Origin of the sequence: Streptomyces sp. NPDC048436, from assembly GCF_043200355.1 — a bacterium.
Taxonomy (GTDB): Bacteria; Actinomycetota; Actinomycetes; order Streptomycetales; family Streptomycetaceae; genus Streptomyces.
This window is the reverse complement of sequence record NZ_JBICXP010000007.1, coordinates 328,359-353,963: the sequence shown is the minus strand read 5'-3', so window position 1 is coordinate 353,963 and position 25,605 is coordinate 328,359. Positions and strand designations below refer to the sequence as shown.

Below are 25,605 nucleotides of genomic sequence, written 5' to 3'. Positions count from 1 at the left end.
GGGCTCATCGCCAAGCCGCCTGCCCCCCGACGCGACGGTTCGACAACCATGAGAGTGCCGGAGGGCGATAAACGAACGATGAACGCCTGATACAGAACCTAGGCCGCCACCGCTGGGTCGAGCAGCGTGCGCACTTCGTCCGCTTCCGTGGCTCCGGACTGCTCGTAGATGGCGAGCGCCTCCCCCCAGCATGCCTTGGCCCGGTCGGCCTGACCGATGGCGTCCAGTGCTCGGCCGAGGGTGGTCAGGACGTTGCCCCGCATCCATTCACCGCCGATGCAGCGGAGCGCGAGGGCCTGTTCCGCGTGCTGTGCGGCCTGGGCGGGCCTACCGGCGGCGAGGTGTGCCTCGGCCATGCGGAAGTGGGTTGTTCCTTGCCACAGTCGCTGCCTGTTGTCCGTGAAAATGTTCAGGGCATCCGAGAGCTGGTCGAGAGCCTCTGAGTGACGGCCTGCCTTGGTCAGCGCGATACCCAGGGCGAAACGCCCGTTGGCCAGTCGCAGCGTGAGACCCAGCTTGTCGTAGATGTCGATTCCCTGCTGGGCGAGGTCGACGGCACCAGAGGTGCGGCCCATCGATACAAGAATGCGGGACAGGTTGCACAGGGCGCTGGCCTCGCCGGGTTGGTTGCCATCGGCGCGGAAGGCCGTGATGGCTTGCTGGAGGTAGATTTCGCCGTCAGCGTGCTGACTCCGGTAGATGGCGATGATGCCCCGCTCGTTCGGTGCGTTTCCGCTCGTCCAGGGGTCTCCGGACTCCCGGCCGAGTTGAGCGGCGTATTCGGCCTCTGCCGCTGCTCTGTCGAAGTGGCCGGCGTTGCTGAGGACTTGCGTGAGCGTGACCCGAGCCCGCCCCTCCGCATGTGCGTCCTCCACGGCCTTCGCCGCGTCCCGCGCGGCTGACGTAGCCAGTTCGTACCGCAACGAACTCGCCCCCGACTCCGCCAAGTCCTTCGAGGCCAGCAGCAGGTCAACCGCCCGGCGCAGTGTCTCCGCGCCCAGGGACTGCTGTACACAAGCCAAAATGCAAGCCGCCTCCGAGTGCAGCCAGTCCAGGGCCTTGCCGTCGTCGGTGAAATCCTGGCCCGCGTGCTCCGTGACCTCCAGGTGATCCACAGTCCGATCCCCAGGCCGCTCAATGGCATAAACCTGCGCCGCAGAAGCCAAGTAGAAGTCCAGCAACCGCGACATCGCCGCCCCCCGCTCACTCGGCGGCGACTCGTCCCGCTCGGCGCACGCACGCGCGTAGAGGCGGACCAGGTCGTGGTAGCGGTAGCGGCCCGGAGCTGCCGACTCCACCAAGGACGTGTCCACCAGGGCCTCCAGGAGGTCCTCCGTGGCTTCGAGGGGGAGGTCCAGGATCGCTGCGGCTGCTGCCAGGGAGAGGTCGGGGCCGTCTGCCAGGCCCAGTAGGCGGAATGCCCTCGCCTGCGCCGGCTCCAGTTGCCCGTAGCCCAGTTCGAACGTGGCCTTGACCGCGAGGTCGCCCGCCTGGAGTTCGTCGAGGCGGCGCCGCTCGTCGGCCAGCTTCGCCGCCAGCGTCGAGACCGTCCACGTACGGCGGGCCGCCAGGCGCGAGGCCGCGATACGGATCGCCAGGGGCAGGAAGCCGCACGCCGCCACCACGTCCAGCGCGGCCTTGCGCTCCGACTGGACCCGCTCATCGCCGACGATGCGGGTGAAGAGGAGGAGTGCTTCTTCCGGGGACATCACGTCCAGGTCCACCAGATGCGCGCCCGCCAGGTCCACCATCCGTACCCGGCTCGTCACCAGGGCCGCGCAGCCCTCCATGCCCGGAAGGAGCGGCCTCACCTGGGCCGCGTCGCGGGCATTGTCCAGGACGACGAGGACTCGGCGGCCGTCGAGTACCGAGCGGTAGAGCGCTGCTCTCTCCTCCAGCGAGTCCGGGATCGCCGAGTCCGCCGTGCCCAGGGCGCGCAGGAACGCGCCAAGGACCGTCTCCGGTTCCGCCGCCCTTGATCCGGCGCCTTGGAGGTCCACGTACAGCTGGCCGTCAGGGAAGTGGGAGCGGGCGTCGTGCGCGACGTGTACGGCAAGCGTCGTCTTGCCCACGCCGCCGATCCCCGCCAGGGCGGAGACCGCCATGACCCGGCCCTCGGCGGCGGAGAGGATGTCGCTCAGCTCGTCCACGAATGATTTGCGGCCCGTGAAGTCCGGGACGGTGGCGGGGAGTTGGGCCGGGCGGACCGACTTCGCCGCGGGCTCGGGTGACTGCGCCGGGGGCTCCGCCAGCGTGGGGTCCGCCTGGAGGATTCGCTGCTGGAGTTCCTTCAGGCCCGGGCGCGGGTCCACGCCGAGTTCGTCGTCGAGGAGGCGGCGCGTGTCCGCGTAGACCGCGAGGGCCTCCGCCTGGCGTCCGCTGCGGTACAGCGCCAGCATCAGGAGCTCGCGCAGGCGTTCGCGCAGGGGGTGGGCCGCCGTCAGGGCCGTCAGTTCCGAGACCGCCTCCGCGTGGCAGCCCTGCTCCAGGTCCATGTCCAGGCGCGATTCGAGCAGCTGGAGGCGCCACTCCTCCAGGCGCGTGCGCTGCGTGTCCGCGTACGGTCCCGGGACGTTGGCGAGGGGCTCCCCGTCCCACAGGCCGAGCGCCTTGTTGACCAGCGAGCGCGCCTGGCACAGTTCGCCGACCCCGCGGGCCTTCTCCGCCTCGGCCCACAGGTCCTCCGCGAGCGCGAGGTCCAGGGCGCCGTCGGCCACCGCGATCGCGTACCCGCCCGCCTCGCTGACCAGGACCCCGGCGGGGAGCACCTTGCGCAGCCGGGAGGCGTACGTACGGACCGCCGCCAGCGCCTGCGAGGGCGGTTCATCGCCCCAGAGTGCGTCGATCAGTTCCGAGGCCGTCGCCGTGCGGCCGTCCCGCAGCAGGAGCGCCGCGAGCAGGGCGCGCTGCTGCGGAGAGCCCATCGAGAGCTGCTCGGCGCCGTGCCACGCGCGTACGGGCCCGAGCACGCTGAAGTGCGGTCTCGGTTCCTCGGGGGCGTTCCCCGGGGCCGGACGCCGCTGGTCCGGTACTCGCGGTACAACGTCCATCGCTCCCCCTGCTGCCCTGCCGTGCCCGGCCGTGACCGTGCCTGGTCGTGCGCCGCGGGGCTGCCCTTCCCGCGGTTGCCGTTCCTATACCTGGTTCCGTTCTTTACCCGGGACCGTTTCTTACCGGGTCCCGTTTCTTACTCGGTTGCGTTCGTTACTCGGTTCCGTTGCTTACCCGGGACCGTTCGTGACCAGGTTCCGTTCGTGACCGGGTTCCATTCGTAACCCGGTTCCGTTCTTTACCCGGTTCTTGCTCCCCGCCAGTTTGCCTTGTTCATGGCGGATGCGTCAGCTGTGCGAGACGGCTCTCACAGGGTCCACGCACCTGCGACTCGGCGGGTCCACGCGCACATGGCCCGGGACAGCCCGCGTACCGATGGCCGCCAAGGAGCTGACGGGTCGTCAGATGGGCGCTACCGTGGACGACATGGAGACCACGGAGACCTTGCCGACGTTCCCGAGGATCATCTCGGTGGACGACCACACCGTTGAGCCCGCGAATGTCTGGCGGGACCGGCTCCCGTCGAAGTACCACGACAGCGGGCCACGTGTCGTCCGCGCCCCCCTGAAGGAAATGACCTTTATGGGCGGGAAGTTCGCACCCGTGATGGGGGCGAAGGGGGACGAGGGCCCCATAGGCGACTGGTGGGTCTACGAAGACCTGCACCGGCCCCTCACCCGCCTCGACACCGCAGTCGGCTACGACCGGGACGAGATCAAGCTCGAAGTCATCACGTACGAGCAGATGCGCCCGGGATCCTTCAGCGTGCCCGACCGCCTCGCCGACATGGACGTCAACCACGTCCAGTCCGCCCTCTGCTTCCCCACCTTCCCCCGCTTCTGCGGGCAGACGTTCACCGAGGCCAAGGATCGCGAGCTCGGTCTGCTCGGCGTGCGCGCCTACAACGACTGGATGGTGGAGGAGTGGTGCGGGCCCGAGGCGCGGGGCCGGCTGATCCCCCTCACCCTCATTCCGCTCTGGGACGCCGAGCTCGCCGCCGCCGAGGTCCGCCGCAACGCGGCCCGCGGCGTACGCGCGGTCGCCTTCTCCGAGATACCGCCCCACCTGGGCCTCCCGTCCATCCACACCGACGAGTGGGACCCCTTCCTGCGGGCCTGCGACGAGACCGGCACGGTCATCGCCATGCACATCGGGTCGAGCAGCAAGATGCCGAGTACGTCCGCGGACGCGCCGCCCGCCGTGGGGTCCACCATCACCTTCGCGAACTGCTGCTTCTCGATGGTCGACTGGCTGATGAGCGGGAAGTTCGAGCGCTTCCCCAACTTGAAGATCATGTACGCGGAGGGGCAGATCGGCTGGATCCCGTACATCCTGGAGCGCGCCGACGTCGTCTGGGAGGAGAACCGCGGCTGGGGCGGGGTCGCCGACAAGGTGCACCGGCCGCCGTCCGAGCTCTTCACCGAGCACGTGTACGGCTGCTTCTTCGACGACGCCTTCGGGCTGAAGAACCTCGACGCGATCGGGGTCGGCAACGTGTTGTACGAGACCGACTATCCGCACTCCGATTCGACCTGGCCGAAGTCCCGCGAGGTGGGGGAGGAGCAGATGGGGCACCTCGCGCCGGATGTCGTGGACCGGATCGTGCGAGGGAACGCGATCGAGCTGCTCGGACTGACCGATGACGGGCTGTGGGCGGGGCCCGGAGCGTAGGAGCGGGAGCGGGGTACCCCCGGCAGTCCGCCCCCACCCCTTGCCTGACGGTGCGTCAGCTACGACGATGAGTGCCGTCGCCGTACATGACGTACCGTCAGATCAAGGTGAGGGGTCGGTTACCCATGACTGCCAACGCGTTGGCGCACATCTTCCCGCAAGGGCGACTCGTGTACGGGATGCAGCTCCCGATCCAGTCGCAGAGCGTCATCTACGCGGAGGCGTGGGAGGCGGACGCCACCGTCGACGACCTCGCCGAGATCGCCCGCACCGCCGACCGCGGCGGCTTCGCGTACATCGCGAGCTGCGACCACGTGGCCATTCCGCGGCGGCTCGCGGACTCCATGAGCACGGTCTGGTACGACCCCGTGGCGACGCTTTCCTTCCTCGCCGGGATCACCGGGAACGTACGGCTGATGAGTCATGTCGCCGTGGTCGGGCTCCGGCATCCGCTCGTCACCGCCAAGCAGTACGCCACCCTGGACCGGCTCAGCGGCGGGCGGCTGATCCTGGGGGTGGGGGCCGGTCACGTACAGGAGGAGTTCGAGGCGGTGGGGGCCGACTTCGAGCGGCGCGGGCCCGTCCTCGACGAGACCGTCGACGCGCTGAAGGCCGCCCTCGGCCCTGACGAGTATCCCGAACACCACGGCGAGCGCTACGACTTCAGCGGCCTCGGGCAGCAGCCCCGTCCCGCGCAGCCCCGTGTGCCCATCTGGGTCGGCGGCTCCTCGCCCGCCGCCGTACGCAGGGCCGCCGTCCGCGGTGACGGGTGGCTGCCGCAGGGGGATCCGCGCGACAAGCTGCCCGCGCAGATCGAGAAGCTGAAGCGGCTGAGGGAGGAAGCGGGGGTCCAAGAGCCGATCGTCGTGGGGGCGATCGCCGAGCCCCTCTATGTGGGCGAGCCCTCGTGGTCCGTGGGGCGGCGCACGCTGAGCGGTAAGCCGGACGCGCTCGCGGAGTCGCTGCGGGCGTACGGGGCGATGGGCGTGCAGCAGATCCAGGTGCGGTTCCGCAGCCGTACCCGCGGCGAACTCACCGACCAGATGGCGGCGTTCGCCGCCGAGGTCGCGCCGCATCTCAACTGACGGCCCGTACTTCTACCAGCAATCCGCACCGCAATCGAAGGCTCGACTGAGGAGACTCGTATGGGCAAGCTGGACGGCCGCGTCATCATCGTCACGGGTGCGGCGCGTGGGCAGGGCGAGCAGGAGGCGCGGCTCTTCGCCGCCGAAGGGGCGAAAGTCGTCATCGGCGACGTGCTCGACGACCAGGGCGAGGCGCTCGCCAAGGAGCTCGGCGAGGACGCGGCCAAGTACGTCCACCTCGACGTCAGCCAGGAAGCCGACTGGACCGCGGCCGTCGCCGCCGCCAAGGACGCCTTCGGGAAGATCGACGGGCTGGTCAACAACGCGGGGATCCTGCGCTTCAACGAACTGGTCAGCACCCCGCTCGAAGAGTTCCAGCAGGTCATCCAGGTCAACCAGATCGGCTGCTTCCTCGGCATCCGCACCGTCGCGCCCGAGATCGAGGCGGCCGGCGGCGGGACCATCGTGAACACCGCCTCGTACACGGCGATGACGGGCATGGCGTACGTCGGCGCGTATGCCGCGACCAAGCACGCCATCCTCGGCCTCACCCGCGTCGCCGCGATGGAGCTCGCCGCCAAGAACATCCGCGTCAACGCCGTCTGCCCGGGCGCCGTCGACACCCCGATGACCAACCCCGCCCAGCTCGACCCCGACGCCGATCCGACCGAGGCGCGGGAGGCCGTCGCCGAGCTCTACAAGAAGCTCGTGCCCCTTGGACGGATAGGGAAGCCGGAGGAGGTCGCCGCCCTCGCGCTCTTCCTCACCGGCGGCGACTCGGCGTACATCACGGGGCAGCCGTTCGTCATCGACGGGGGGTGGCTCGCGGGGGTCAGCATTGTCTGACGCTCGGCGGCTGACGGTACGTCAGTAACAGCGCGCCCAGGTATTGACGGTCCTCGCGACCGGTGGAACAGTCGACCACATCAAGATCTGACGGTTCGTCAGAAACTCACGAGGATGGTGAACCTCCTTGGAATTCGGTCTCTTTGTACAGGGATACGTGCCCGCCAAGCGGGCCAAGGTCGACCCCGAAGCAGAGCACAAGGCGCTCATCGAGGAGACCGAGTACGTCATCCAGGCGGACAAGTCCGGCTTCAAGTACGCCTGGGCATCCGAGCACCACTTCCTGGAGGAGTACTCACACCTCTCCGCCAACGACGTCTTCCTCGGCTATCTCGCCCACGCGACCGACCGCATCCACCTGGGCTCGGGCATCTTCAACCCGCTCGCGCCCGTCAACCACCCGGTGAAAGTCGCGGAGAAGGTCGCCATGCTCGACCACCTCTCCGAGGGGCGCTTCGAGTTCGGGTCGGGGCGCGGCGCCGGATCGCACGAGATCCTCGGCTTCATGCCGGGCATCACCGACATGAACCACACCAAGGAGATATGGGAAGAGACCATCTCCGAGTTCCCCAAGATGTGGCTCCAGGACGAGTACGTCGGCTTCCAGGGCAAACACTGGTCCCTGCCGCCCCGCAAGATCCTGCCCAAGCCGTACGGGAAGTCGCACCCGGCCATGTGGTACGCCGCCGGGTCCCCGTCCTCGTACGCGATGGCCGGAAAGAAGGGGCTCGGGGTACTGGGCTTCAGCGTGCAGAAGGTCTCCGACATGGAGTGGGTCGTCGAGTCGTACAAGACGGCCGTGAAGGAGGCGGAGCCGATCGGCGCCTTCGTCAACGACAACGTCATGGTGACGTCCACGGCGATCTGCGCCGAGACGCACAAGAAGGCCGTGGAGATCGCGGTCGGCGGCGGGCTCAATTACCTGCAGTCGTTGCTTTTCAGGTACCACGACACCTTCCCGCGGCCCGAGGGCATCCCCCAGTGGCCCGAGCTGCTGCCCGAGTACAGCGAGGAGATCATCGAGCTGCTCATCGCCGAGGAGCTGATGATCTGCGGGGACCCGGACGAGGTGCTCACGCAGTGCAAGCGGTGGGAGCAGGCCGGGGCCGATCAGCTGTCCTTCGGGCTGCCGATCGGGATCTCGCCCGAGGACACGAAGAACACGATCAAGCTGATCGGTGAGCATGTGATTCCGAAGATCGATACGGATCCCGTTCATCGGACCACGCGTATGCGGGGTGCGTCCGCCTCCGGCGGTTGAGCCCGGCCTTGACTGCCCCGGCTTCCTCTTCCCGGACGGAAGTCGGGGTTCCCCTCTTCGCCCTTCGGGCGTGTCCTCAAGCGCCGGACGGGCTTCTCCCGCCCGCCCACCCGTTCTGGACGGGTCGAATCCGCACCGTAAAAACACCTTCAAGGGGGACGACCTCGCCATGCTCGACCACCTCATCAAGGGCGCGACCGTAGTCGACGGCACCGGCGCCCCCGCGTACATCGCCGACGTAGGCATCCGCGACGGCCGCATCGCCCTCATAGCCGAGCCAGGGACCACACCCGAGGACGCCCGCACCAGCGAAGACGCCCACGGCCGCATCCTCGCTCCCGGCTTCGTCGACCCCCACACGCACTACGACGCCCAGCTCTTCTGGGACCCTTACGCCACGCCCTCCCTGAACCACGGCGTCACCACCGTCGCGGGCGGCAACTGCGGGTTCACGCTCGCCCCGCTGCATCCGGACCGGCCCGAGGACGCCGACTACACGCGGCGGATGATGTCCAAGGTCGAGGGCATGTCTCTGGTGGCCCTCGAAGAGGGTGCGCCCTGGTCGTGGAGTTCGTTCGGGGAGTATCTCGATGCCCTCGACGGGCGCGTCGCCGTCAACGCGGGGTTCATGGTGGGGCATTGCGCGCTGCGCCGGTACGTCATGGGCGCGGACGCGGTCGGCGGGCAGCCGACCCCCGAGCAACTGGAGGAAATGCTGCGGCTCTTCCATGACGCCATGGACGCCGGAGCCTGGGGGCTCTCCACCACGCAGTCCTCCACGCACTCGGACGGCGACGGGCAGCCGGTGGCCTCGCGGCACGCGAAGCCCGAGGAGCTGCTTGCTCTCAGCAGGGCCGTCGCCGAGCACGAGGGCACGCAGCTCGAAGCCATCGTCGCCGGGTGCCTCGACCAGTTCAGCGACGACGAGATCGATCTGTTCGTCGAGATGAGCGCCGCCGCCGGACGGCCCCTCAACTGGAACGTCCTCACCATCGACGCCGCCGTGCCCGAGCGCGTCCCGCGCCAGCTGATCGCCAGTGAGCGCGCCCGTAGGTCCGGCGGCCGGATCGTCGCCCTGACCATGCCGATCCTCACCCCCATGAACATGTCCCTCGGCACCTTCTGCGCCCTGAACCTGATCCCCGGCTGGGGAGACGTCCTCGGCCTCCCCGTCCCGGAGCGCATCGCCAAGCTGCGCGACCCGGCCACCAGGGGCGAGATGCTGCGGCGCGCCGACAGCAAGGAAGCCGGGGTCTTCAGGCGGCTCGCGCACTTCGACCGCTACGTCATCGGGGACACGTACTCCAAGGAGAACGAAGGCCTCACCGGACGCGTCGTGCGGGACATCGCCGCCGAGCGCGGCCAGGAGGCCTTCGAGTGCCTCGTCGAGATCTGCGCCAACGACGACCTTCGTACGGTCCTGTGGCCCATGCCCTCCGACAACGACCCCGACTCGTGGGCCCTGCGCCAGCAGACCTGGCAGCACGAGGACGTCATGCTCGGCGGCTCCGACGCGGGCGCCCACCTGGACCGGATGTGCGGCGCCCCCTACACGACCCGGTTCATCGGGGACTGCCTGCGAGGCCGCAAACTGGTCGGCCTCGAAGAGGCGGTGAAGATGCTCACCGACGATCCCGCGCAGCTCTTCGGGCTGCGGGAGCGGGGCCGTATCGAGGAGGGCTTCCACGCCGACCTCGTCCTCTTCGACCCCGAACGCGTCGACGCGGGCAAGGCCACGCTCGTCCACGACCTGCCGGGCGACAGCCCGCGCCTGGACTCCAAGGCGATCGGCATCAACGCCGTGTGGGTCAACGGCGTCGAGGCGATCCGCGAGGACCAGGTGACGGGCGCGACACCCGGCACGGTCCTGCGGTCGGGCCGGGACACCAGGACGGTGAGCACCAAGTGAGCGCCGAACTCCCGCAGGAACAGCGGCTGTTCATCGGCGGCGAGTGGGTGGAGCCGTCCGGCGGCTACTACGAGGTGATCAACCCGGCCACGGAGGACGTGGTCGGCCTCGCCCCCGAGGCGAGCCGCGAGCAGGTGCACCAGGCGGCCACCGCCGCCCGCGAGGCCTTCGCCACCTGGTCGCGTACGACTCCCGATGAGCGGGCCGCGATCCTGGACCGCGCCGCCTCGATCATGCAGCGCGACTTCGCCTCGTACGCGGAACTTGCCCAGGCCGAGAGCGGCGCGACGACCGGCACGGCGCGCGGGATGCAGGTCGCGGTGTCGGTGGCGCGCTTCAGGCGGTACGCGAAGGGGGCCCTGGAACCGGTCGAGACCGGGCTTCCGCCGCAGATCAACGAGGCGGGGCCGATGGGGAAGGCAGGCGTCATGGGCGCCCTCGCCGTGCGTCAGCCCGTGGGTGTCGTCACCTGCATCACCTCGTACAACAACCCCTGGGCCAACCCCGCGGGCAAAGTGGCACCCGCCCTGGCCATGGGCAACACCGTCGTCGTGAAGCCCGCGCCGCAGGACCCCCTGTCGGTGTACCGGATGGCGGCGGCCCTTGAGGAGGCCGGGGCGCCGGCCGGTGTGGTGAACGTGGTGAGCGGCGCACGCCCGGAAGTGGGCGAGGCCGCCGTGGACTCGCCGGACGTCGACATGGTGAGCTTCACCGGCTCGACGTCGGTGGGGCAGCGGATCGCCGAGGTGTGCGGCCGCGACATGAAGCGGCAGCTGATGGAGCTGGGCGGCAAGGGCGCGGCGCTCGTCTTCGAGGACGCGGACCTGGACTCGGCGGTGGCGGGGATCGGCACGACGTACGCCTTCTACAGCGGACAGATCTGCACGGCCCCGACCCGGGTCATCGCGCACCGGGCGATCTACGACGACCTGATCGAGAAGCTGACCGGCTACATCGGCTTCATGAAGGTCGGCGACCCGCGGGCGCAGGGCACGATCGTCGGCCCGGTGATCTCGGCGGCGCACCGGGACCGCGTCGAGTCGTACGTGGAGCTTGGGCGGAAGGAGGGCGCACGGGTCGTCGCGGGCGGCGAGCGCCCGGCGGGACCGGGCCTCGACCGCGGCTTCTACGTCGCCCCGACGCTGCTCGCGGACTGCACGAACGACATGCGGGTGGTCCGGGAGGAGATCTTCGGCCCGGTCGTGGTGGTGGTCCCCTTCGACGACGAGGAAGAGGGCATCGCGCTCGCCAACGACAGCGACTACGGCCTCCTCGACTACGTCTGGTCGGGCGACGTGGCCCGCGCCTTCCGGGTCGCGCGGCGGCTGCGGGCCGGCGGGGTCGGCGTGAACACGATCGGCCGGAACATGGAGGCGCCGTTCGGGGGGTTCAAGAGGAGCGGGGTGGGCCGGGACGTGGGGTCGTACGCGCTGCACGCGTACAGCGAGGTGCAGTCGATCGTGTGGCCGGGGTAGGCGGGGTAGGCGGGCACAGCTGTCCGATATGTGGACGGTGAGAAGCGGCGCGGGAAACTTTTGAAACGGGCAAAACGGACAGTGCTGCGGTTCCCGCATACCGGACAGTCTGGCATTTGCCTGAGAATGAATAAGCGTTTCTCGGAACCACTCACTCAATCAATGGCGGTTGCCCCAATTCATCCATCGATTGCAACCCAAGAGAACCGGATCTCTATCTTCCGTATGTGGAAACCGCAGGACTTAACGTCCTGTTCATGAGTCAGTTGGACGTACGGCCCCAGGCCGGAGACACGGTAAGCGGCGCCCCCGACGGGGGCGTACGCGCCAAAGGCCTCGGCGGGAACTCCGTCGGCCTCATGGGCAGCGCCGTCATCGGCATCTCCACCGTCGCCCCCGTCTACTGCCTGACGTCGACCCTCGGCTCCACAGCCGGCGAGGTCGGCCTGGCCATGCCCGCGGTGTTCCTCGCGGGCTTCCTGCCGATGCTCCTGGTGGCCTTCGCCTACCGCGAGCTCAACAAGGCCATGCCGGACTGCGGTACGTCGTTCACCTGGACCGTGAAGGCCTTCGGCCCGCGGATCGGCTGGATGTGCGGCTGGGGCCTTGTCATCGCCACGATCATCGTCCTGTCGAACCTCGCGGGCGTGGCGACCTCGTACTTCTGGCTCCTGGCCGGCGAGATCACGGGCAGCGAGTCGACAGCGGCCCTGGACGACAACAAGGCCGTCCACATCCTCACGTGCCTCGCCCTGATCGCCGCGGCGACGGCGATCAGTTACCGGGGGATGACGGCTACCAAGGGGGTGCAGTACGCCCTGGTGGGGCTCCAGCTTGTCGTGCTCGCGATCTTCGTGGTGATGGCCTTCCAGAAGGCGGGCACCGCGGACTTCCCCATGTCGGCGGAGTTCTCGTGGTCGTGGCTCAACCCGTTCGCCGTGAAGTCGTTCTCCGCGTTCACCGCGGGCCTCTCGCTCGCGATCTTCGTCTACTGGGGCTGGGACGCGTGCCTGGCCGCCAACGAGGAGACGACCGGCAGCGACAAGACTCCCGGCCGCGCCGCGCTCGTCGCGATGGTCGTCCTCGTCGGCTCCTACCTCGCGACCGCCATCGCCGCGCAGATGGTCGTGGGCTCGGGCACGAAGGGCCTCGGCCTCGCCAACCCCGACACCTCCGACAACGTCTTCGCCGTCCTGGCGGGCCCGATCATGGGACCGACCCTCGGCATCCTGCTCTTCGTCGCCGTCCTCGCGTCGGCGGCGGCGAGCCTGCAGACGACGTTCATCCCGGTGGCCCGCACGGTCCTGGCCATGGCCACGTACGAGGCGCTCCCGAAGTCGTACGCACGCGTCCACCCGCGCTTCAGGACCCCGGGCCGCGCGACGGTCATGGCAGGCGTCGCGACCGCTGTCTTCTACACGGTCATGACGCTGGTCTCCGAGCACGTCCTGGTCGACACGATCTACGCGCTCGGCCTCATGATCTGCTTCTACTACGCACTGACGGCCTTCGCCTGCGTCTGGTACTTCCGCCGTGAACTCCTCGGCTCCGTACGGGACTTCGTGTTCAAGGGGCTGCTCCCGGCACTCGGCGGCGCCCTCCTGACCGGCGTCTTCACCAAGACCCTGACGGACATGTGGAACCCCGCCTACGGCAGCGGCTCCTCCGTCTTCGGCGTCGGCTCGGTCTTCGTGATCGGCGTGGGCCTGCTGCTCCTCGGCGTGGTGATCATGCTGGTGATGGGCCGCACGAGCCCGGCGTTCTTCCGGGGCGAGGTCCTGAAGCGGGACACTCCGGCGCTGGTCGTCGAGGACTGAGCCTCAGTCTTCAGTCCTGTCCTCAGTCCAGGAGTCGCAGGAGCGACGTCTTCAGGCCCGCGACGAAAGCATCGCGGACCCCAGCGCCCACCAGGTCAAGGGACAAGTACGGGTTGAGGTCCTCCAGCTCCACCAGGAGCAGCTCCCCCGAAGGGGCCCGGCAGGCGTCCACGCGTTGGATGCCGTGGTCGATCGTGTTCCAGTCGATGAACCGCTGGGCGAAGGCCAGGTCCGCCGCCGTGGGGGCGTAGGGCTCCAGGGCCCAGCGGCGGTCGGGGTGGGGGGTGTGCAGGGCGTACTGGAACGTGTCGTCGATGAAGTAGAACGACACCTCGTACGTGAAGTCGACGCGGGGTTGGATGAGGAGCGAGCCGTCGGCGTGGTGGCCGCGGGTCTCCAGCTCGGTGCGGGTCAGGAATTCCAGGCCTATCGAGTCCGCGCCCTGCTTGGGCTTGATCACGTACTGGTCGTCGGCGCCGGTCGGCAGCCGGTCGATGTCCGCCAGGCTGTCGACCGTGGGGATCACCGGGTGGCCCGCCGCCGTCAGGTCGAGGAGGTACTGCTTGCCCGCCATGTCCGCGCTGCCCGTGAGCTGGTTGTGGACGCGGGCCCCCGTCGCGAGCGCGTGGGCGCGGAAGGCGTCGAAGGACGACTGGTAGTTGAGGACCGGGCCGCTGTTGCGGATCAGTACCGCGTCGAAGGCGTCCATCAGGCGTCGCGCATCCAGCGGGTGGCACAGGGCGATGTCGAAGTCCGTGCGCAGGCGGGCCGCCAGGGCGATGTCCTCGTCGCAGTAGCGGCGGCCCCGGGCCTCGTAGGCGAGGTCGGTGACCAGCAGGACGCGGGGCTTGGTGGACGAGGCGGACGAGGCGGACGAGGGCGATGGCATGGGGCGGCTCTCCTGGGGCGCTGGTGATCAGCCGACCCTATGCGTGGCCCCTCGCGAAGGCCGCCCCGCCCCAGGGGCGGCCCTCGCGGCGCGCTCTAGTTCCGGCCCAGGAACACCGGGTTCGTGAAGGCCGCCAGCGGGCCCGGGAGTCCGGGGGTGACCGGGGCGTGGCGGACCTCTGCCCTCACGTATGCCGCGTACGAAGCTGTGGTCTGCCACTGCGCCGTACCCGTCCCGGATTCCGGCAGTGCGGGGGCCGTGAACAGGACGCCCTGGTCCGTGACGAAGCGGACCGTGCAGCCCGGGGCGCCCGTGACGTCCAGGCGGACCGTCACCGGGGCGTCCCGCTCGACGTACAGGCGTTCGCCGATGCCTGCCTGCTTGCCCCGGCCGCCGGTGGCCGTGAATTTCAGGCTGACGTTCTTGGACTCCGCCACGTAGCTGTGGCCCGCGCGGATGCCCGCCTGGATGGCCTCGCGGGTCAGGTCGTCCGCGAGGACCACCGTCTGCGGGCTGCCGATCGGGTCGGGGTCGCGGTGGGCGTCGCTGTTGCCCATCGCGGGAATCCACGGCTTGCGGCCGCGGACCGCGGCGACCAGGGTGCTGTCCCAGTCGGCCAGGGAGATCTCGTCGTCCGGGGTGTACGGGCCGTTCCACACCTCCACCGCGTCCGCTTCCCCGAAGCCGAACTTCCAGTTGCAGCCGATGCAGGTGGCGTGCGGGTGGGCGGGCACGACGAGGCCGCCCGCGTCGCGGATCTCCCGGGCGTACTTGCCGAAGCGGTTGTCGCGGGCGCGGTACCGCCAGTCGATGAACGTTTCGGGGTCCGTGCCGAGGGCGACCACGTGGCCGTTGCGCGTGGTGACCTCCTCGCCCAGCATGATGAGGAGATCGTCGCCCGCCTCGCCGGCCCAATGGGCGTGCGCGGAGTGCGTGTTGTGCTCGGAGCTGTTGATGAAGTCGAGCCCCGCGGCGCGCGCGCCCGCCGCGATCTCGGCCAGGGTGCGCTTGCCGTCCGAGTACACGGAGTGCAGATGGCAGTCCCCCCGGTACCAGGCGCGGCCCCGCCCCTTCGCCCGCTCCGGCGGGTGGACCGGCCGGGGCGTCTTGCCGGGCGCCCCGTACTTGAGCGTGATCGTCACCTCGTACGGCAGGCCCTGCGGGGCCACGCTGTAGGGGCCGAGCGCGATGTGCCAGGTGCCCGCCCTGACCGGGCCCGGAATGTAGCCGGGTGTCGCCTCGTCGGCGCGGATGAAGAACTCCGTGCGGGCGCCGCCCGACCAGCCCCTGAAGCCCTTGCCGCCGAGGGCGGTGCCACGCTGGTCGAAGACGCCGATGTCGAGCGCGTTGCCCTGCGTGCCGGCCGGGACGCTCACCTTCTCGTAGGTGTACGAGACGTGGATCTCCCGTACGCCGTCCGGGACTTCGACCGGCAGGTACACGTAGTCGGGTGACCCGGTGGGCAGCGTTCCGCGCACCACCTTGGTCTGGTCGCCACTGCCGGAATCGCGCCCTGCGGCGCTCGCGAAGCTCACGCTGTTCAACGTAAGCGCGGCGGCGGCTCCCGTCACGAGCAGACCGCGCCGGTTCAGGGATGTGTCCGCGGATCTGGCCGGGCGGTGTTCGTCCTCGCACATGTGTCGGCTCCCCAGGGTGTCGGAAGGGACTGCAGGGCCACCCTGGTATTGAGTCGTGAACTGCCGCGCAAGGGAAGGCAATTGACAGAGTTACACACGGTGTCGTTCAGCCACCCGCTACAGGCCTCGCGCCCGCGGCCCGAAGCAGGGCCGCCGTCTCCTCGTGCCCGCCCTGCAGCGCCCAGTTCAACGGGGTGCTGCCCGTGCCGTGGTCCTCGCGCAGGTTGGGGTCCGCGCCGTGGGCGAGGAGTTGGCGCACCGCTTCGGTGTGGCCCCAGCAGGCCGCCCCGCACAGCGGCGTGCCCTGGGCGCCGTGGCCGCTCTCCGCGTCGGGGTCGGCGCCTGCCTCCAGGAGCGCCCTGACGATGGACACGGTGCCGTGGACGGAAGCGCCGTACAGCGGTGTCGTGCCGTCAGGGTCGGGCGCCTTCGGGTCCGCGCCCGCTCGCAGCAGCGCCTTCGCCTGACGGGTGAAGCCCAGCTCCGCGGCCAGGACCAGCTGTTGTGTCTGTCTCTTGCGTCGTCTTCTGCTCATCGGGCGCCAGGGTAGTTCGGGAGGAGACCGGAGTGGTCGGATTTATCGCTCCCCCACGCGGCGGAGGCGCGGCGCCCCGGATCGGCCCGTACGTCGATGCGGCACCCCGCGCCCGCGGTCAGCATGACTCCCATGCTGAAGATGAGCGCACTCCCCGACGTCCCCCGGTGGGCCGTGATCGCCGCCCACGCCGTACCGCTGGCCACGCTCCCCTCCGGCCTGTGGCGCATCGCCCTGGTCGTCGGGCTTCCGGTGGCGGACGTGCCCGTCCGGGGCTGGGGCGAGACGCTCTACGTCCTGGGTCTCAGCGTCGTATCCGAGTGCCTCGCCCTGCTGACGCTCGGCCTGGTGCGGGGGTGGGGCGAGGTCGTGCCGGGGTGGGTACCGCTGCTCGGCGGGCGCGGGGTGCGGCCGCTCGCCGCGGTGGTTCCGGCGCTGCTCGGGGCCGCCGGGCTCCTCTTGATCACTGGCTGGTTCGTCTACGCCCAGTACGCGGACCTCGGCCCCGGAGTCACGCACAGCGCCGTCCGGGAGGCGGTACTCGTGGCCTGTTACGTGCCGCTCCTCCTGTGGGCGCCGCTGCTGGTCGCGGTGACGGTCGCGTACTACCGGCGGCGGACGGGAAGGACGGGACGTACGGGACGTACCGGATCGGCATGGACTCCTGCGCCGCTGACGGCTAGTAAGTGAGCCCCGCCCGCGTACGACGCGACAGGACTCAACCGGAGGCCGTTCCATGCGAGTTGCCGCCACCCTCTATCTCACCGACCGGACCATCACGCCCATCCGCCTCGCCCAGGAGCTGGAGCGGCGCGGTTTCGCGGGGCTCTATCTCCCCGAGCACTCCCACATCCCCGTCTCCCGCGAAACCCCCTATCCGGGCGGTGAACTCCCGCCCGAGTGCGCCCGCATGCTCAACCCCTTCGTCGCCCTCGCCCAGGCCGCCGCCGTCACCGAGCGGCTCGGACTCGGCACGAACATCACGCTCGTCGGGCAGCACGACCCCATCGACCTCGCCAAGCAGATCGCGACCCTCGACCATCTCTCGGGCGGCCGTCTCACCCTCGGTATCGGCTACGGCTGGAACAAGGAGGAGGCCGCCGACCACGGCGTCGAATGGCGCACGCGGCGCGCGCTTGTGCGGGACCGGATGGCGGTCATGCGGGCCTTGTGGGCCGAGCAACCGACCGCGTACGAGGGTGAGTTCGGGAGCGTCCGCGCCAGTGACGTCCACCCGAAGCCGGTGCGCGCGCCCCGGCCACGCGAGCAAGGCCCCCTGCACGGCCCCCGCACCCTCATCGGCGGAGCCGCAGGACCCAAGCTCTTCGCGCACATCGCGGAGTACGCCGACGGATGGCTGCCCATCGGCGGCAGCGGTCTTCGCGATTCCCTCCCCGCACTCCGCACCGCATGGGCCGACGCGGGCCGGGACCCCGCGGGGCCGTACGTGGCGCTCTCCGCCGTGGAGCCGGCCGAGGGCAAGCTCGCCCACTACGCGGAACTCGGCGTGGACGAGGTCATCGTGCAGATCCCGGCACGCGGGGAGGCGGAGGTGCTGCGCGTCCTCGACGGATTCCAGCGATACGTGCACCTCACACCCGCCCCCGGTAACCCGCACTGACCTGTAGCTGTTTCTGTCGGCGCTCGCTCGTATGCTCGGAGTCATGACCAACAGCGCGCCGCAGGACTCAGCACCCCAGGGGCCGGCCCAAGCGCCCGCAAGGCCCACCGCCAACGCCATGCGGCGCGCGCTCAAACGCGCCAGGGACGGGGTCGCGCTCGACACCGCCGAGGCTGCCGTGCTGCTCCAGGCGCGCGGCGACGACCTCAAGGACGTCGCCGCGTCGGCCGCGCGGGTGCGTGACGCGGGGCTCGCGGCGGCGGGGCGGCCCGGGGTCATCACGTACTCGAAGAAGGTCTTCATCCCGCTGACGCGGCTGTGCCGTGACAAGTGCCACTACTGCACCTTCGTGACCGTCCCCGGCAAGCTGCGGCGCGAGGGCCACGGCATGTTCCTCTCGCCGGACGAGGTCATCGACATCGCGCGGCGGGGCGCCGAAATGGGCTGCAAGGAAGCCCTGTTCACGCTCGGCGACCGGCCCGAGGACCGCTGGCCCGAGGCCCGCGAGTGGCTGGAGGCGGAGGGCTACGACGACACCCTCGCCTACGTCCGCGCGATGGCGATCCGCGTCCTGGAGGAGACGGGCCTGCTCCCGCACCTCAACCCGGGCGTCATGACCTGGACCGACCTCCAGCGCCTCAAGCCCGTCGCGCCGTCCATGGGCATGATGCTGGAGACGACGGCGACACGGCTGTGGAGCGAGCCGGGCGGCCCGCACCACGGCTCGCCCGACAAGGAGCCCGCCGTCCGGCTGCGGGTCCTTGAGGACGCGGGCCGCTCGAACGTCCCCTTCACCACCGGCGTCCTCATCGGGATCGGCGAGACGTACGAGGAGCGGGCGGACGCCCTCTTCCGCCTCCGCTCGACCCAGCGTTCGTACCACGGCATCCAGGAAGTCATCGTCCAGAACTTCCGCGCCAAGCCGGACACGGCGATGCGCGGCATGCCGGACGCCGAGCTGGAGGAGCTCGCCGCGTGCATCGCGGTGGCCCGGCACATCCTCGGCCCCAGCGCCCGCATCCAGGCCCCGCCGAACCTGGTGGACGCCGAGTACGCCCTCCTGATCGGCGCCGGCATCGACGACTGGGGCGGCGTCTCACCCCTGACGCCCGACCACGTGAACCCCGAGCGCCCCTGGCCGCACATCGACGAGCTCGCCGAGAAGACCGCGGCCGCGGGCTTCACGCTGCGCGAACGGCTCACGATCTACCCCGAGTTCATCGAGCGCGGCGAGCCCTGGCTCGACCCGCGCCTCCTGCCGCACGTGCGCGCGCTCGTCGACCCCGAGACGGGCCTTGCGAACGAGGACGCCCGGCCGAGCGGGCTGCCCTGGCAGGAGCCCGACGAGGGGTACGTCGCCTCGTCCGGCCGGACCGACCTGCACCGCACGATCGACACCACCGGCCGCACATCGGACCGGCGTGACGACTTCGACGAGGTGTACGGCGACTGGGAGGCCCTGCGTGAGCAGGCCGCGCCCGGCATGGTCCCCTCCCGCATCGACGGCGACGTACGGGCGGCCCTGAAGACGGCCGCCGACGATCCGACGCGCCTGACGGACGCCGAAGCCCTGACGCTGCTGCACGCGGACGGCCCCGCGCTCGACGCGCTGTGCTCCGTCGCGGACGACCTGCGCAAGTCGGTGGTCGGCGACGACGTCACGTACATCGTCACGCGGAACATCAACTTCACGAACGTCTGCTACACCGGCTGCCGCTTCTGCGCCTTCGCCCAGCGCCGCACGGACGCCGACGCCTACACGCTCTCCCTGGACCAGGTCGCCGACCGGGCCGCGCAGGCCTGGGAGGTCGGCGCCACCGAGGTCTGCATGCAGGGCGGTATCCACCCGGACCTGCCCGGCAGCGCGTACTTCGACATCGCGCGGGCCGTGAAGGAGCGCGTGCCGGGCATGCACGTGCACGCCTTCTCGCCGATGGAGGTCGTGAACGGCGCGACGCGCACGGGACTTTCGATACGGGACTGGCTCAGCGCCGCGAAGGAAGCGGGCCTCGACTCGATCCCCGGCACGGCCGCGGAGATCCTCGACGACGAGGTGCGCTGGGTCCTGACCAAGGGCAAGCTGCCCACGGCCACCTGGATCGAGGTGGTGAAGACGGCCCACGAGCTGGGCATCCGCTCCTCGTCCACGATGATGTACGGGCATGTGGACCAGCCAAGGCACTGGCTCGGGCACTTCCGCACGCTCGCCGCGATGCAGCAGGACGCCCTGTCCAAGGGCGTGGAAGGCTTCACGGAGTTCGTCACGCTGCCCTTCATCCACACGAACGCGCCGGTCTATCTGGCGGGCATCGCGCGCCCGGGCCCGACCACCCGCGACAACCGCGCGGTGATGGCGATGGCGCGGCTGCTGCTCCACCCGTACATCCCGAACATCCAGACGAGCTGGGTGAAGCTGGGTACGGAGGGCGCGGCGGAGATGCTCAGGTCCGGCGCGAACGACCTGGGCGGCACGCTGATGGAGGAGACCATCTCCCGTATGGCGGGCTCCAGTTACGGCTCGTACCGCTCGGTCAAGGACCTGATCGCGATCGCGGAGGAGGCCGGGCGTCCGGCGAAGCCGCGTACGACGCTGTACGGCGAGGTGTCCCAGGAGCGCCAGGAGGCGGCCGCCGCGTCGGACGGCCACCTCCCGGAGTTGCTTCCGGTGCTGGAGTAAGTCGCACCGGGGGCGGGGTCAGGCGAGCTCGCCGCCGAACCGGGCGCCCGCCTCCGGGGTGCCGAGCGAGGACGGGCTGAACGACGTGATGCCGGTCGTCGTCAGGCCGGAGTTGGAGCCACGGAACAGCCAGGCGGCGCCGGAGTCCTTGGTCGTGCCGTCCTCCAGCGGGGCGCCCACGGTAAGGTCGGCGCGGCCGTCCTTGTTCACGTCGGAGAGCTTGACCTCGGTGCCGAAGTTGTCGCCGGACTCCGAAACGCCGGGGACGGCGGCCGTGGTCTGGTTGAAGGCCTGGGCGCCGGTGCCGGTCAGGCCGTTCGCGCCGCCCTTGAGGAGTACGACGGCGCCCGTGTCCCCGGCGGAGTCGACGTCTTCACCGGGCACGCCGACCGCGATGTCCGGGTAGCCGTCGCCGGTGACGTCGCCCGCGGAGAGCGAGTAGCCGAACTGGTCGCCCTTGTCGTTCAGGTCGGGGTCGCCCTGCTCGCCCACGCCGGGGACGCCTGCCGTGTCCTGAGTGATCTTCGCGGTGCGGGTGGAGAAGCCGGACGCGGAGCCGTAGACGACCCGGACGGCGCCCGCGTCGTAGACCTGCATCTCGGAGACCTCGTCGACCTCGCGGGCCACGAGGTCGCCGTAGCCGTCCTTGTCCACGTCGGCGATGACGCCGTTCGTCGTGAACTTCTTGGTCGGCGTCGACGTCTTGGCGAGGCCGTCCTTGCTGCCCTTCCACAGGCGCGAGGAGTGCTGCATCTCCTCCATGGCGTGGCCGGTCACGAGGTCGTCGGCGCCGTCACCGGTGACGTCGCCCACCATGAGGTCCTGGGGGCCGTCGTCGCCGTTCTCGACGGAAGAGGTGGAGGCGGGCTTCCCGTCACGGGTGAACGGGCCGTAGTTCACCGTGAGGGTGCTCTGCGAGTTGGCGACGAGGTCGGTCTTGCCGTCGCCGTTGAAGTCGCCGGCCTTCAGCTCGTTCACGTAGTCGCCCGACAGCTCGGTGCCCTGGGTCAGGCCGTTCGCGGAGCCCCAGATCACGACGTGCCTGGCGCCGTTGTTCACGGTGAGGTCGGTGTATCCGTCCCCGTCCAGGTCGGCCGCCTCGGTGCTCGCACCGAAGCTGCCGCCCTCCTCGGGGTCGCCGGGTACGCCGGCGGTGGTGCGGTCGATGCGCTTGGCGTGCGCGGTGTCGGCGCCCGACGCCGAGCCGTACACGATCGATACGTAGCCGGCGCCGGACGTGCCGTTCACGGCGCCGCGGTACGCGGAGACGGCGAGGTCGGCGTACCCGTCATGGTTGAAGTCGGTCACGGGCTTGGTCGCGGCGGCCGGAGCGGCGGCGGCGGAACCTGCCGTGGCCACGATGGCGAACGGGGTCGCGAGGGCGGTCACCGCGACGGCGGCTATGAGTGAGCGACGCACTTGTCCTCCTGTGGGGAAACTTCTGTGACACAAGGGAAGACAGGTGCCTGGGGCGAGTGGTTGTACACCACAGGTTCTTGTTACCGGGCCCGGACATTTACCTTCCGGTTTCGGCCGTACGGTTTCGGCCCGGCGGCCCGGGGCCGGTGGAACACTGTGCGCAGGGCAGGGCAGTCGGGTTCGCGGGGGAGGGTGGAGAGCCTGTGGTGGCATCGTCGGCCGGGTCGGATCAGCCGTCCATGCAGGAGCTGATACGTCGCCGAAGGCGGGCGGGTTTCGTCGGCCGCCGGGGTGAACTCGATGCGTTCCGAGCCAATTTCGACGTACCGCCGCACGACGACCGGCACCGCTTCCTGTTCCATGTGCACGGCATCGGAGGCGTCGGGAAGACGTCGCTGGTGAGGGAGTGGGAGCAGCTGGCGCGCGAGCGCGGCGCGTTGACGGCGTACGTGGATGAAGCAGTCGGCAGCGTGCCGGAGGCGATGGCGGCGATCAGCGCTCAATTCGCTCTGCAGGGACGCCGATGCAAGGACCTCAACCGGCTTCTGACGGCCCACCGCGAGCGTCGCCACGAAGCTGAATCGGCGTCCGCGGCGGCGATGTTCGACGCCGGGCGGGAACCTGGCCCGGCGACCCCGCCCGCTCCCTCCACCGGCAGCATGACGGCAGCCCGCGCGAGCCTGGTCGGACTCGGGCTTCTGCCCGGAGTGGGCGCCTTCGCGGGAGCGGTGGACCCGGCCCAACTCGCGCAGGGGGCTGACTGGTTGCGTGCCGGTCTGAGCGCTCGCCTCGGCAGCCAGGACGACGTCCAGCTCGTCCTGGCCCCGGAGCGGGTCCTCACGCCGGTTCTCCTGAACGAGCTGACCGAGGCGGCGAAGGGGGCACCGTGGATCGTCCTCTTCTTCGACACGTACGAGAGGACGGCGCCGTTCCTGGACAGCTGGCTGCACGAGGTGATGCTCACCGACCGGCACGGAGCGCTGCCCGCGAACGTGGTCGTGGTGACGGCGGGGCAGCAGGCCTTCGACACGGCCCGCTGGGGCGGCTACGGGGACTTCGTCATGGACGTCCCGCTGGGCCCCTTCACCGAGTTGGAGGCGCGGGGGCTGCTCGCCGGAAAGGGAGTGGTGGCGGAGCCGGTGGTGGAGGAGGTCCTGCGGCTCTCCGGCGGCCTGCCCGTCCTCGTCTCCACCCTCGCCGAGGGCAGGCCCGCCGCCCCGGACGACGTCGGCGACCCCAGCGCCACAGCGGTGGAGCGCTTCCTGAAGTGGGAGCGGGATCCCGTACGGCGGACCGTGGCGCTGGCGTGCGCGCTGCCGAGGCGGCTTGACGCGGACGTGTTCCGGACGGCGGTGGAGGGGATCTGCGCGGAGGCGGAGGTGCCGGGCCTCTTCGGGTGGCTGCGGGGGCTGCCGTTCGTGAGCGACCGGGGTGACCGGGTGCAGTACCACGATGTGGTGCGGGCGCCGATGCTTCGCTCGCAGCGCAACGGGTCGCCGCGGGGGTGGGCGGAGGTGCACGGACGGTTGGCGGAGACGTTCGCCGGGTGGCGGGCGGAGGCGGAAGCGGGCCTTGCGGACTCGGAGTTGTGGAAGGACGAGCCGTGGCGGGAGTTGAGGCTGGCGGAGTCGTATCACCTGCTGTGTGCGGGGGAGCGGGGTGCGTTGTCGGCCGTCCTGCGGGATGTCGTCGACGCCTGTGACGAGGGCGAGGTCGTGGCAAGGCGCTGGGCGCGCGTCCTGGTGGACGCGGGGGAGGACGCCGGGGCGGCGGCTGCCGGGAAGTGGGGTCGTGACCTGCTGGCCGCGCTGGGCGAGAACTGCGTCGACGCGCTGGGGCTGCTCGCCGACCGTGCCGGGTTCGACGCGCGGGGTCAGGCGGTCGCACGGATGCTGCGGGGGCGTGACCTGCGCAACAGCGGGGCGTACGAGGCGGCGCTTGCCGAGTACGACCGGGCTGTCGGCCTGGATCCGGAGCTGGCGAGGGCCTACTACGGCAGGGGGTCGACCCGTGCCTTGCAGGGTGATCACGCCGCCGCGATCACTGAGCTCGACCGGGCCCTCGCCGTCGCCCCTGACTATGGGCGGGCCCTGCGGCTGCGGGGCGAGTTCCACCGGCTCCTCGGCAACTGGGGGCAGGCGATCAGGGACTTGGGCCGGGCGATCGCGATCCAGCCGGCGGATGCGTTCGCCTGGGCGTCCCGGGGTGCCGCCCAGTACAGCATCGACCAGGACGAGGAGGCCCTGGCGGACCTGGACCGGGCGGTGGAACTCGACCCGGAGTACGCGTGGGCGCTGGCGCGGCGGGCTCGGGTGCGACGCTCCCGCGGGGAGCACGCACAGCAGATGGCGGACCTGGACCGCGCGGTCCTGCTGGCCCCGCAGTCGGCGTTCATGGCCTGCGAGCGGGGCGACGCCCTGCGGCTCGCGGGGAGGCCCGAGGAAGCTCTCTCGGAGTACGACCGGGCGATCGAACTCGACGATGCGTACGCGTCGGCGTACGCGAGTCGGGGTGCCTTGCTGGACGATCTCGGGCGGCTGGAGGAGGCGCTGGCCGACCTGGACCGGTCCATCGACCTCCATCCGTCCTATGCCTGGGCGTGGGTCCGCAGGTCGAACGTGAAGCGGGCCCTGTCCGACTACGACAGCGCGTTCGCCGACGCCGACCGGGCCGGCGTCCTTTGGCCCGACAACGACTGGGTCCTGTACCAACGCGCCGCGGCACTCAACGATCTGGAGCGCTACGAGGAGGCCCGCTCCGGTCTTGACCGGGCGCTCGATCTGAACCCCGACTTCCGGACGGCGCGCGTCCTGCGCGGCTCTGTGCTGCACAGCCTCGGCCTGTACGCGGAGGCGTCGGCGGATCTCGACCGTGCCGTGGAGGAGGAGCCGGACGACGCCTGGACGGTCATCACGCGTGCGCGGTTGTGCCTCTCCGCCGGCCGCTGGGAGCAGGCCCTTGCCGATGTGGCGCGCTACGCGGAGGCCGGGGAGGACCCGGGGTGGGCGCGTCGCAAGGCTGCCGAAATCCACCTGTGGACCGGCGACCCGGAGCGGGCGCTGGCTGTGCTGGAGGCCGATGAAGCCGACGACGCCGAGGAGTTGGGCAAGGCGTACCGCATGACGGGGCGGTGGGACCGGGCGCGGGAGGCGGCGCGGACGCTGGGTGCGAGGGACGCGGCGGCGGGGGCGCTGGCCCTCGCGCTGACGGCCGGCGGCACGGAGGGGACGACCGCGGCCCGCCCGCTGTGGCAGGAGGCCGCCCGTTGCTGGCGAACCGAGGATCTGCCGCCGGGCCCGCGCGACTGCCTGGGCGTGGTGTTCCACGCGGCCATGGCCGACTGGACGGCACTCGACGCCACCCTGGAGCGAGTGCTGGCCGCGCGGGCGCCGGAAGTGGACTGGGAAGACCTGGCCGAAGCGGCCGACCTCTTGACGGAAGTCCTCCAGGCCCCCGGCGCGGACCGATCCCGCCTGGCCCCACGCCTGGCCGGGGTGGTGGCGGCGCGGGACGCCTTTCAGGAGCGGTGGGCGGGGCCCGTGGCGTAGGGGAGCGGGCTGCGGAGATCCCTGAAAGCCCTGGTGAAGGCCGGTCAAAAGTGATCTGAAGGGCGTCTCCTTCGAAATCGCATCGACCCTGAACCGACCGTTCCCGGTCGATTACAGTGCTGCGCAGAAGTGCGGGAAGCGCAGGGGGCGAGCCAGGAGAGGAG

The 25,605-nt window shown here is 70.4% G+C and carries 16 protein-coding genes; 11 read left to right on the top strand and 5 right to left on the bottom strand.

The annotated features are described in order from the left end of the window. Window positions 1–98 precede the first annotated feature (98 nt). Window positions 99–3,050: a BTAD domain-containing putative transcriptional regulator gene (locus ACGFX9_RS25385; RefSeq protein ID WP_393476232.1), complete on the bottom strand. Its 2,952-nt coding sequence runs from the start codon at window positions 3,048–3,050 to the stop codon at window positions 99–101. A gap of 445 nt (window positions 3,051–3,495) precedes the next feature. Between ACGFX9_RS25385 and ACGFX9_RS25380 the strand changes: the two genes are divergently transcribed. From ACGFX9_RS25380 to ACGFX9_RS25350, 7 genes are all read left to right on the top strand, one after another. Then, window positions 3,496–4,722: an amidohydrolase family protein gene (locus ACGFX9_RS25380; protein WP_393476601.1), complete on the top strand. Its 1,227-nt coding sequence runs from the start codon at window positions 3,496–3,498 to the stop codon at window positions 4,720–4,722. 125 nt (window positions 4,723–4,847) lie between these two features. After that, entirely contained in the window at window positions 4,848–5,807 is a 960-nt protein-coding gene (locus tag ACGFX9_RS25375) for an LLM class F420-dependent oxidoreductase (protein ID WP_393476229.1), read from the top strand. Between the two features lie 60 nt (window positions 5,808–5,867). Continuing rightward, the gene (locus tag ACGFX9_RS25370; RefSeq protein WP_393476226.1) at window positions 5,868–6,653 is read left to right on the top strand and encodes an SDR family NAD(P)-dependent oxidoreductase; all 786 of its coding nucleotides are present in this window, start codon (window positions 5,868–5,870) and stop codon (window positions 6,651–6,653) included. Window positions 6,654–6,780: 127 nt separating this feature from the next. Further along, window positions 6,781–7,914 (top strand): LLM class flavin-dependent oxidoreductase, encoded by a 1,134-nt coding sequence (locus tag ACGFX9_RS25365; RefSeq protein ID WP_393476223.1) that lies wholly within the window; start codon window positions 6,781–6,783, stop codon window positions 7,912–7,914. A gap of 169 nt (window positions 7,915–8,083) precedes the next feature. Continuing rightward, window positions 8,084–9,823, top strand: coding sequence for an amidohydrolase family protein (locus tag ACGFX9_RS25360; RefSeq protein WP_393476220.1), 1,740 nt, complete (start codon window positions 8,084–8,086; stop codon window positions 9,821–9,823). After that, on the top strand, window positions 9,820–11,298 hold the full coding sequence (locus ACGFX9_RS25355; RefSeq protein ID WP_393476217.1) for an aldehyde dehydrogenase family protein: 1,479 nt from the start codon (window positions 9,820–9,822) through the stop codon (window positions 11,296–11,298). The genes ACGFX9_RS25360 and ACGFX9_RS25355 overlap by 4 nt, the downstream gene beginning before the upstream one ends. Window positions 11,299–11,555: 257 nt before the next feature. Beyond that, complete coding sequence (locus tag ACGFX9_RS25350) at window positions 11,556–13,115, top strand: APC family permease (RefSeq protein WP_393476214.1); 1,560 nt, start codon at window positions 11,556–11,558, stop codon at window positions 13,113–13,115. Between the two features lie 22 nt (window positions 13,116–13,137). Here the strand turns inward: ACGFX9_RS25350 and ACGFX9_RS25345 are convergent, their stop codons facing one another. From ACGFX9_RS25345 to ACGFX9_RS25335, 3 genes are all read right to left on the bottom strand, one after another. Continuing rightward, window positions 13,138–14,004, bottom strand: coding sequence for a hypothetical protein (locus tag ACGFX9_RS25345; protein WP_393476211.1), 867 nt, complete (start codon window positions 14,002–14,004; stop codon window positions 13,138–13,140). 95 nt (window positions 14,005–14,099) lie between these two features. Then, a complete protein-coding gene (locus tag ACGFX9_RS25340; protein WP_393476208.1) occupies window positions 14,100–15,641 on the bottom strand; it encodes a CehA/McbA family metallohydrolase in 1,542 nt (513 codons plus the stop codon). Between the two features lie 106 nt (window positions 15,642–15,747). Then, window positions 15,748–16,176 carry an ankyrin repeat domain-containing protein gene (locus ACGFX9_RS25335; protein ID WP_393476205.1) on the bottom strand — a complete coding sequence of 143 codons (429 nt, stop codon included), beginning with the start codon at window positions 16,174–16,176 and terminating at the stop codon, window positions 15,748–15,750. Window positions 16,177–16,308: 132 nt separating this feature from the next. Here ACGFX9_RS25335 and ACGFX9_RS25330 point away from each other — a divergent pair, with 132 nt between their 5' ends. From ACGFX9_RS25330 to ACGFX9_RS25320, 3 genes are read left to right on the top strand one after another with little or no spacing between them, the layout of a single operon-like run. After that, on the top strand, window positions 16,309–16,866 hold the full coding sequence (locus ACGFX9_RS25330; protein ID WP_393476201.1) for a hypothetical protein: 558 nt from the start codon (window positions 16,309–16,311) through the stop codon (window positions 16,864–16,866). A gap of 46 nt (window positions 16,867–16,912) precedes the next feature. Continuing rightward, complete coding sequence (locus ACGFX9_RS25325; RefSeq protein WP_393476198.1) at window positions 16,913–17,797, top strand: LLM class F420-dependent oxidoreductase; 885 nt, start codon at window positions 16,913–16,915, stop codon at window positions 17,795–17,797. A 43-nt stretch (window positions 17,798–17,840) separates the two neighbouring features. Continuing rightward, window positions 17,841–20,474, top strand: a complete 2,634-nt coding sequence (locus ACGFX9_RS25320) for a bifunctional FO biosynthesis protein CofGH (protein ID WP_393476195.1) — start codon at window positions 17,841–17,843, stop codon at window positions 20,472–20,474. Window positions 20,475–20,492: 18 nt separating this feature from the next. Here ACGFX9_RS25320 and ACGFX9_RS25315 read toward each other — a convergent pair whose 3' ends face one another. After that, a complete protein-coding gene (locus tag ACGFX9_RS25315) occupies window positions 20,493–21,893 on the bottom strand; it encodes an FG-GAP-like repeat-containing protein (protein WP_393476192.1) in 1,401 nt (466 codons plus the stop codon). Between the two features lie 206 nt (window positions 21,894–22,099). Between ACGFX9_RS25315 and ACGFX9_RS25310 the strand changes: the two genes are divergently transcribed. Continuing rightward, window positions 22,100–25,441 carry a tetratricopeptide repeat protein gene (locus tag ACGFX9_RS25310; protein WP_393476189.1) on the top strand — a complete coding sequence of 1,114 codons (3,342 nt, stop codon included), beginning with the start codon at window positions 22,100–22,102 and terminating at the stop codon, window positions 25,439–25,441. Window positions 25,442–25,605: the final 164 nt, after the last annotated feature.

Bases quoted from the DNA above. Each gene is read 5' to 3' on its own strand.
- ACGFX9_RS25340 (WP_393476208.1), bottom strand. From the start codon at position 15,641: ATGTGCGAGGACGAACACCGCCCGGCCAGATCCGCGGACACATCCCTG.
- ACGFX9_RS25320 (WP_393476195.1), top strand. From the start codon at position 17,841: ATGACCAACAGCGCGCCGCAGGACTCAGCACCCCAGGGGCCGGCCCAA.
- ACGFX9_RS25345 (WP_393476211.1), bottom strand. From the start codon at position 14,004: ATGCCATCGCCCTCGTCCGCCTCGTCCGCCTCGTCCACCAAGCCCCGC.
- ACGFX9_RS25360 (WP_393476220.1), top strand. From the start codon at position 8,084: ATGCTCGACCACCTCATCAAGGGCGCGACCGTAGTCGACGGCACCGGC.
- ACGFX9_RS25335 (WP_393476205.1), bottom strand. From the start codon at position 16,176: ATGAGCAGAAGACGACGCAAGAGACAGACACAACAGCTGGTCCTGGCC.
- ACGFX9_RS25350 (WP_393476214.1), top strand. From the start codon at position 11,556: ATGAGTCAGTTGGACGTACGGCCCCAGGCCGGAGACACGGTAAGCGGC.
- ACGFX9_RS25375 (WP_393476229.1), top strand. From the start codon at position 4,848: ATGACTGCCAACGCGTTGGCGCACATCTTCCCGCAAGGGCGACTCGTG.
- ACGFX9_RS25330 (WP_393476201.1), top strand. From the start codon at position 16,309: ATGCTGAAGATGAGCGCACTCCCCGACGTCCCCCGGTGGGCCGTGATC.
- ACGFX9_RS25370 (WP_393476226.1), top strand. From the start codon at position 5,868: ATGGGCAAGCTGGACGGCCGCGTCATCATCGTCACGGGTGCGGCGCGT.
- ACGFX9_RS25325 (WP_393476198.1), top strand. From the start codon at position 16,913: ATGCGAGTTGCCGCCACCCTCTATCTCACCGACCGGACCATCACGCCC.
- ACGFX9_RS25385 (WP_393476232.1), bottom strand. From the start codon at position 3,050: ATGGACGTTGTACCGCGAGTACCGGACCAGCGGCGTCCGGCCCCGGGG.